The organism is Streptomyces sp. NPDC056061 (assembly GCF_042266885.1).
Lineage (GTDB): Bacteria > Actinomycetota > Actinomycetes > Streptomycetales > Streptomycetaceae > Streptomyces.
On sequence record NZ_JBHJWQ010000027.1, the window covers coordinates 102,926 to 110,287 of the forward strand.

Annotated in this window: 8 protein-coding genes; 3 read left to right on the plus strand and 5 right to left on the minus strand. The window is 68.6% G+C overall.

Translation table 11 applies throughout. The annotated features are described in order from the left end of the window. Position 1 precedes the first annotated feature (1 nt). The 5 genes from ureC to ACFC79_RS30285 all read right to left on the minus strand — a co-directional run bounded on the left by ureC (position 2) and on the right by ACFC79_RS30285 (position 5,599). On the minus strand, positions 2 to 1,876 hold the full coding sequence (ureC, locus tag ACFC79_RS30265; RefSeq protein WP_376246593.1) for an urease subunit alpha: 1,875 nt from the start codon (positions 1,874 to 1,876) through the stop codon (positions 2 to 4). A 33-nt stretch (positions 1,877 to 1,909) separates the two neighbouring features. Next, a complete protein-coding gene (locus tag ACFC79_RS30270) occupies positions 1,910 to 2,338 on the minus strand; it encodes an urease subunit beta (RefSeq protein ID WP_376246596.1) in 429 nt (142 codons plus the stop codon). A 182-nt stretch (positions 2,339 to 2,520) separates the two neighbouring features. After that, positions 2,521 to 2,907 carry an urease subunit gamma gene (ureA, locus tag ACFC79_RS30275; RefSeq protein WP_275466847.1) on the minus strand — a complete coding sequence of 129 codons (387 nt, stop codon included), beginning with the start codon at positions 2,905 to 2,907 and terminating at the stop codon, positions 2,521 to 2,523. Between the two features lie 1,272 nt (positions 2,908 to 4,179). Next, positions 4,180 to 4,908, minus strand: coding sequence for a hypothetical protein (locus ACFC79_RS30280; RefSeq protein ID WP_376246600.1), 729 nt, complete (start codon positions 4,906 to 4,908; stop codon positions 4,180 to 4,182). A gap of 166 nt (positions 4,909 to 5,074) precedes the next feature. Next, entirely contained in the window at positions 5,075 to 5,599 is a 525-nt protein-coding gene (locus tag ACFC79_RS30285) for a DUF6233 domain-containing protein (RefSeq protein WP_376246602.1), read from the minus strand. Positions 5,600 to 5,747: 148 nt separating this feature from the next. Between ACFC79_RS30285 and ACFC79_RS30290 the strand changes: the two genes are divergently transcribed. The 3 genes from ACFC79_RS30290 (at position 5,748) to ACFC79_RS30300 (ending at position 7,311) form a co-directional block, all read left to right on the plus strand. Continuing rightward, positions 5,748 to 6,119 carry a hypothetical protein gene (locus ACFC79_RS30290; RefSeq protein ID WP_376246605.1) on the plus strand — a complete coding sequence of 124 codons (372 nt, stop codon included), beginning with the start codon at positions 5,748 to 5,750 and terminating at the stop codon, positions 6,117 to 6,119. Between the two features lie 205 nt (positions 6,120 to 6,324). Next, on the plus strand, positions 6,325 to 6,903 hold the full coding sequence (locus ACFC79_RS30295; protein WP_376246608.1) for a hypothetical protein: 579 nt from the start codon (positions 6,325 to 6,327) through the stop codon (positions 6,901 to 6,903). A gap of 243 nt (positions 6,904 to 7,146) precedes the next feature. After that, a complete protein-coding gene (locus ACFC79_RS30300; RefSeq protein ID WP_376246611.1) occupies positions 7,147 to 7,311 on the plus strand; it encodes a Ku protein in 165 nt (54 codons plus the stop codon). The last annotated feature ends 51 nt before the right edge of the window (positions 7,312 to 7,362 follow it).

Consider the following 7,362-nt stretch of genomic DNA (forward strand, 5'->3'; position numbering starts at 1 on the left):
CTCAGAACAGCAGGTATCGCTGGGTGAGCGGCAGGCTCTTCGGCGGTTTCGGCTGGTCGAGGTACCAGAAACCGTTTCGGCTCTTGTGCCTGGTGAGGCTGTGTCCTTCCGACGGGTCGACTCCCGGGATTTCCACCGCGATCTTGAACGTGGCCGGGTCGATGTCGATGCCGAACAGCCCGTCGTTGAAGACCATGTCCGCCTTCTCGACGTCCTTGACGGGCTTTGCGCCCTTCAGCTCACGCCGCAGGCCGAGAGTGTCCTTCAACGAGTCCTTGAACACACCCTTGCCTCTCACCGTGCTGTACGGGTCGGTGCCGGAGGGCGGGTTGAGCACCTTCTCGGAGACGAACGAGTAGGACAGCCGGCAGGCGATCGCGGCAGCCATCGCGGGCCGCAGGAAGGTCGGCTGCGGGGTCGACACCGAACCGTTGGGGTCCCCCAGGTTGCCGATCACCATGGCACCGGCCTTGATGACCATCTCGGGCCGTACGGCGAAGAACCGCGGGTCCCACAGCACGAGGTCTGCGAGTTTGCCCTCCTTCACGGAACCGACGTAATCGTCGATGCCGTGGGCGACGGCGGGGTTGATGGTGTACTTCGCCACGTAGCGCAGCGCACGGGCGTTGTCGCCCTGCCCCTGACCGGAACCGTAGAAGAAGTTCGCGTCCTTGAAGGTCGTGTGGCTCCACTCCTTCATGACGTGGGCGACCTGCCAGGTGCGGGTCACGACCTCGCCGATACGGCCCATGGCCTGGGCGTCGGAGGAGGTGATGGACATCGCACCCATGTCGTGCAGCACGTCCTCGGCGAACATGGTCGTGGAACGGATCCGGGAGTCGGCGAACGCCTGGTCGTTCTTGTTCCTGAGATCGAGGTGGTGGGCGGAGGCCAGCATGTCGATGTGCTCGGCCACCGTGTTCGCGGTGTACGGGAGCGTCGGGTTCGTGGAGGCGGGCAGGACGTTCCGCTCGGCAGCCACCTTCAGGATGTCGGGGGCGTGCCCACCGCCGGCGCCCTCGGCGTGGAAGACGTGGACTCCGCGCCCGTCGATGGCGTCGAGGGTGGTCTCGACGAAGCCTGCCTCGTTGAGGGAGTCGGCGTGCAGGGTGACTTGCAGCCCCCATTCCTCCCCGGCCTTCAGTGCGGTGTCCAGCGCTGCCGGAGTGGCTCCCCAGTCTTCGTGGATCTTGTAACCGCCGGCGCCTGCGAGTGCCTGTTCGTCCAGGCCGTCCTTGCTGACGGTGTTGCCCTTGCCCAGCAGCATCACGTTGACCGGCAGGTCGTCGAAGCTGCGGTGCAGGTTCACCAGGTGCTGCGGGCCGGGCGTCACGGTGGTCGCCTTGGATCCCTCGGAAGGTCCCACGCCGCCGCCGATCAGCGTGGTGGTCCCGGTGGACAGCGCTTCCATGACGGCCGAGGGGGAGATGTAGTGCACGTGGGTGTCGACGGCGCCTGCGGTGAGGATCTTGCCCTCGCCGGAGATCACGTCTGTGGAAGGGCCGATCTCCAGGCCCGGGGTGACCCTGTCCATGACGTCGCTGTTGCCGGCCTTGCCGACCGCGACGATCTTTCCGCCCTTGATCCCGACGTCGGCACGCACGATGGAGTTGCCGTTTCCCCGTTCCAGAGCGGGGGCGGCGTCCAGAATGATCACGTTGGTGATCACGGTGTCGGGGGCGTCCTGCGCACTGGTGGTCGTCCCTTGCAGCATCGACTCGCGGATGGTCTTGCCGCCGCCGAAGATCGCCTCGTCCCCACCGAACGTCAGGTCTTCGGTGACCTCGATCCAGAGGTTGGTGTCGCCCAGGCGGACCTGGTCGCCCACGGTCGGGCCGTAGGACTTCGCGTACTGTTCGCGGGTGATGTTCGCCATTGCATTCCTCCAGCTGGGTGTACGAGGGCCCTGTCAGTCGAGAGCGACGTCGTCAGCCAGCTTGTCCTTGCGCAGGCCCGGCACATGCCGCCTCCCACCGATGGGCACGACCTCGATCGCCTCGCTGGGCGCGTTCTCGGGGCTGAACCGCATGGAGTCCCCGGGAGCGATGTCGAGACGGTGTCCCCATGGGGCCTGCCCCGGCGTCTTCGACCGGTCGTACGCCAGCTCGCGTGCTGCGGAGATCTGCTCGGACCGCAGGCGCTGAGGGTCGGTCAGAAGGGCCTCGGCCTCGGTGGCGGTGTCCAGGTCGGTGAAGAACAGCAGGTCCTCGTTGACGTCGGCCAGATGGAAGTGCGAGCCGATCTGGATGTCGCGGTCACCGATGTTGACCACGTAGACAACGGCCTTGTCGCTCTGCGCGTTGAGCACATGCACCGCGGCCGGATCCCTGACCCACACCCCTCCCACCTTGTACCGGGAGAAGTCATGGGACCGGCCCGGGTCCAGGGACGAGGGCGGTACGGGTTCCGGCTCCTGACAGTGATGGGCCGAGTAGCAGGGGCACGTACCCGGACACGTGACCGGCGTGGTCAGCGGAGGCTTCGGGGCCAGCGGCTGGAAGTAGGGCATGGAACTCGACCTCAGCGGATGGGAGCGGGCAGCGGGGCGGCCTTCGGCGCGCGGATCGGGTCGTAGAGGGTGACGAGCTTGCGCCCGTCGGGGAAGGTCGCCTCGACCTGGAGGATGTCGAGCATCTCGGGCACGCCCTCCATGACGTCGTCGGTTGTCAGGACGCTCTCGCCCCGGCCCTGGGTGTCACCCTTCCGCTGCTCCAGGGGAACGTCGGCATCGCTCATCATCTGGTCGACGGTGTAGTTGCCCGCCCGTGCTTCCTCGATGACCCAACAACTGATGTAGGCCACCGCCTCGGGGTAGTTGAGCTTGATGCCGCGTTCCTTGCGATAGCTGGCCAGCATCCCGGCCACGCTCAGCAGCAGCTTCTCCTGCTCTGAGGGAATCAGGTGCATCCGTGCTCCTCTGCGGTGGTGAGAGTGCCCCGGCCCCGAAGGGGACAGCGGCACCATGCGGCCCCGGCCCACGCCCGGCCGACCGGGCCCATCCACCAGGCTCGGCAGGTACGTCCGGTCGGCAAATCCACGCAAACAGGCGCCGCTCCTACGACAGGCACCCTGCGGCGCTGAGACTGCCACGTCCCCGGCAGTCGCCACCTGGACGAGCAGGTGCATCTGTGCGTGTTGACTACGCCTGTGGTTTCCCGGATTCAGGGACGAACATGAGTCGGCAGCGCGATGCGGCTCCACCGGTTCATCAGCCGAACCATCCCGCGCCGCAGACGATCATCACGCCACAAGCCGGCACGCTGCCGCATAACCGCACAGTCACCCCCGAACGGATGCCGACGCGATCATTTGACCGAATCTGTCGCCCATCGCAACAGGAATCGCGCCGACGAATGCTGTCACGCAGCCGATGTCATACGAGATCCGAGGCTCACAAGCTCAAAAGCAACCCACATCACACAGTCAGTCAGACTCCTAACAGGTCTGTTCGCGTCACGCACCGGCCGGCCCGCCGAGGCTTGAACACCGGCCCGAAACTCGACCCCCGCCACGCCCCGACGCGCCGTTCGGCCTACGAGATGTCCGGTGAGGAACTACCCGTCTTCCGCGCCGCCCTCGCCCACTACGACGCCACCACATCCCGGCCCCCTTGGGACGAGGAGGCGCCGTCCGCGTTCGCCGTGCATCCAAGCTGGGCGGCGCCCGCGGACCAGCACGAGCGCGCGACGCAGGGCGAGGTCGCCGTCTTCGTCGTGGTGGGTGAGGCCTGTTCGGGCGTGGTCTTGAAAGCGGGTCCATGGACAACGACCTCGGGAGGCACTCACAGCGCCCGGATCTCGATGTCGACGAGAACAGGAGGCACCCGCTGGCACTCGGCAACGGCGGGACGACGGCTGCCACCTGCGCCCGTAGCCAGCGTTTTTATCCCGGGCCCCGGCCGAGCGGCACACGGCGTCCTGCCCGTCGGCACCGAGCTGCTGTCCGAAGCCATCCACGTTCGACGCGGGCAGCGCCTCCCGAACTGCCCGAGAAACGCTACTCTTCGTCACCGACAGAGCCACACGTCGATCTCGGCATGTCAGCCAGCTGCCACACCCCATCCAGGATCTCCCTGTCGGCCGTGCAGGGGTTGGCTCATACGGTCGCATCGCATCGAGGTAGTTGTCATGGGCTCGCAGGGTACGTCCGGCCCGGCGCAGGCGTCTGCTGGAAGTGCGGTTACCAGGAGCGGAGCTCGGTGGTCAGTTCCTCCCACCACTGATGTTGGTGTTCGTCTTCGGGATCGGGGCAGGGACCGAGGGCGAGGACCTGGTCGTCGACGTGGTAGGTGAGGCGGTAGAGCAGGACGCGGGTCGCGCACTCGAGCCAGCGTTCGGTGTCTCGTGCTGGTGGGGCCGGTCCGAGGACGGTGGCAAACCACGCGGGCAGGAGCAGGCGGTTGCTGACGGCGTCGGCCAGAGTGCTGCGTAGCGCCAGGGTCAGCCATTGCTCCGCGCGCTGGCCGGCGGCGATGGCCGGCTGTTTGTCGGCGGTGGCCGCCCGGTCCGCGGCGAGGGCCGCGGTGGACGTGCGGGCCTCGGAAGCCTGCCGGGCAAGGCCCTGGTGCTCGGTCGCCTCGCGCGCGATGACGGAGCGTAGCTTGGTGGCGGCCTTGGCATGGGGCTGGGTGTTGTAGGGGGTGCCGAGCAGCGTGCCGACCAGGGCGACGGCTTCCTCCCGGGTCGCCCGGTGCCGGGCCTGGGCGTCGTGGAAGCGTTGCACCCGGTTCTGGTGGTGGGCGCGGAGGGTGCTGGTGAGGAGGACGTCGGCGGCGTCCCACCCGGCCTCCATCGTGGCGGCCAGGGCGCGCTGGTCCTTGGTGAAGGTGTCCAGGTCCGCGGGAGGGACGTTCCCGACAGCCATGATCTGGCCTTCCAGCAGCCTCACGTGCTGGGTGAGCCTCTTCACCGTCCGCTCCGCGGTGTCGATGCGGTCATCGAGATCGTCGACCCGGCCGTCGACTTCCTCGGTCGTGGTCTCCAGGCCGGAGATGTCGTCGCGAAGGCTGTCGGGGACCCATCTTGCTACTGAGATTGAACTCGCGATGTCGGCCAGATCGACAGCTGGAACAAGTTCAGTAGTCCTCGTGGCCGAAGCCCTGGAGTACCGGGTCGAGTTCGGCCGCCGCGCCGCACCAGGTGCACAGCCTGACTCCCGGCCGTTCCGCAGTGTTCAGCGCCCGGTCCAGGGACAGCACGGGCGCCCCGGGCGGGGCCTCCTCGCAGTCGACCGCATGCACCACCGCCTGGCCGGGCCCGCGGCGGCCGCCGAGTTTCTGCAGCACCCAGCCCGACGGCCGCCGGTTGTCGAGCAGCTCGTCCACCACCGACGGCCACACCAGCCGCTCAGTCGGCACCTGCCCGTACTCCACACCCTCCACCGGCCGCACATGATCCCGGGGGTCGAGCCACATCCGGTACTCCGCCGGCTCGACACCGCCCTCGACATTCCGGTAGACCGGCACCGACACCAGATACACCCAGCCGTCCTCAAGCTGCCGCCGCGCCCAGAGACTGCCCGTGATCTCCTCGCCGTTGGGCAGCAGGACCCGTACCGGGAGCGGGGCGGCTTCGGCGGGCTGATCGGACGATACGGACACAGCCCCACGGTAGACCGCACGGCCCGCACACCGGGCAGGGCCGCGGCGAGGCCGCTGTACCGCGATAGGCGGGCCGCGAAGGTGGCGGCGGGCTCGTTCGTAGTGGCGCCTCCCCGGATCAAGAATCGAACACGCATATCATTCGGGTATGGCTGAGACACCTTTCCCCGACGATCTTCGTGCCGCGCAGGTCCGCCTGCACGAGGCCACCGCGGAGCTCGCCGCGCTCGGGCGCGCCCTGCCCTGGTCGGTGGAGCCGCACGACGGCTGGCCGGGAAAGGAGCACTCCCACACCGGTGAGGTCACGGGCGGCCGGCCGCCGTCGCCCGGCTGGACGGACGAGGAGAAGGCGACCGTCGACCGGCTCCGCCAGGAGTGCCTGGCCCTGTCCGAGGCCGTCAACACCCACCCGTACTGGGGTTCGTTCACCGGCGGGGACCTGGTGAAGCGGCGGATGGAACTGAAGTCGACCACCCAGCCCGAGGCCGTTGCGGCGGCCGACGTCACGCTCGGAGCCTGAACCGGAAGAACCTGCGTGAGCACAGGAACGGGCTGCACATCAGAACGTCGACACACGTCCCTGATCAAGCAGGGGGATTCACCGGTTCGAGTAATCGCCTGCCGGAGCCTGCGCAGGTCGGGCAGGGTCACCGCGTAAGTACTTCGGCCCGGGACGCGGCGCTTCGGGCGGGCCACACCGGGACGATGGAGGAGAGGGGAACGTCATGTGGGAGTCCGAGGAGTTCGGTGCCGAGCACGAGGGCCGCCCCGGCGCCCTCCTGGCCGACGGCACCGAACCGGGCCCGGTCTACTTCGACACCGGGAGCGGGCCGACGATGCACCAGAGCACCGACTGGTGGATCTACGACGGCACCCTCGGCGCCCCGCTCGCCACCCACCTGCGCGGCGCCTGCTCCTGCGGCTGGCGCGGCACCAACCACTACCCCCTCGCCTGGGAAACGGTCGACCGACGACGCCCCTACCTCACCGACACCACCGGCCCCGAACACGACTGGAACACCCACATCACCGACGTACAGGACCGCGCGGTCCCCGTACCTACGGAGCTGCTCGCACTCCTCGACCAGGCCGAGAAACACCTCACCACCCTCGCCACCGAGAACCCCCTGGCCGCCCTCCGCGCCGTCGCCGCCCTGGAACGCCTCACCCGGCAGACCGCCAGTGAAGCAGCATTCAACCTCGACGCCCCCGACGGCCCCTCCTGGGACACCATCGGCCAGGCACTCGGCACCAGCGAAGAAACCGCCCGCTCCTGCCTCACCCGCTACGCCCTCGGCCGCTGACCCGCGAGGCCCGTGCCGGCCTCGGACCGCTGGTTGCCGGGCGCACGATCATTTGCGGCCCGCGGATCCCCGCGCCCGTCCCTGGCAGGCCGACGCCGAGGACAGGCCGACTCGGCGGTGTCCGGCGGGCCGGTCCTGCTGGAGGTGCCGACGCAGCCCCGGCCGGCCCGACAGGGGTGATCAGGCCCGGAGCGGGGAAAGGGCCCAGAAGTACGACACCGCAGGTCGAGGTGGTGATCCACGATGGCTAACCCTGTTTGGACAGGGGTCGTCTCTTTCGGGCTCGTCTCGTTGCCGGTGGCGCTGTACACCGCGACCGACAGCCATACGGTCCGCTTCCACCAGATCCAGCGCGGCACCGCGGCGCCCTCGCGCTTGAGGGTGGCGTGCACGCGGGGTGAGCCGTAGATCCCGCCGGAGTCCTCGTGGACCTGGCGGATCTGGCCGGTGAGTTCGGCG

What these genes read in the sequence shown, in the direction of transcription:
- ureC (WP_376246593.1), bottom strand. Translation starts at nt 1,876, where the DNA reads ATGGCGAACATCACCCGCGAACAGTACGCGAAGTCCTACGGCCCGACC.
- ACFC79_RS30290 (WP_376246605.1), top strand. Translation starts at nt 5,748, where the DNA reads ATGGCTGAGACACCTTTCCCCGACGATCTTCGTGCCGCGCAGGTCCGC.
- ACFC79_RS30300 (WP_376246611.1), top strand. Translation starts at nt 7,147, where the DNA reads ATGGCTAACCCTGTTTGGACAGGGGTCGTCTCTTTCGGGCTCGTCTCG.
- ureA (WP_275466847.1), bottom strand. Translation starts at nt 2,907, where the DNA reads ATGCACCTGATTCCCTCAGAGCAGGAGAAGCTGCTGCTGAGCGTGGCC.
- ACFC79_RS30295 (WP_376246608.1), top strand. Translation starts at nt 6,325, where the DNA reads ATGTGGGAGTCCGAGGAGTTCGGTGCCGAGCACGAGGGCCGCCCCGGC.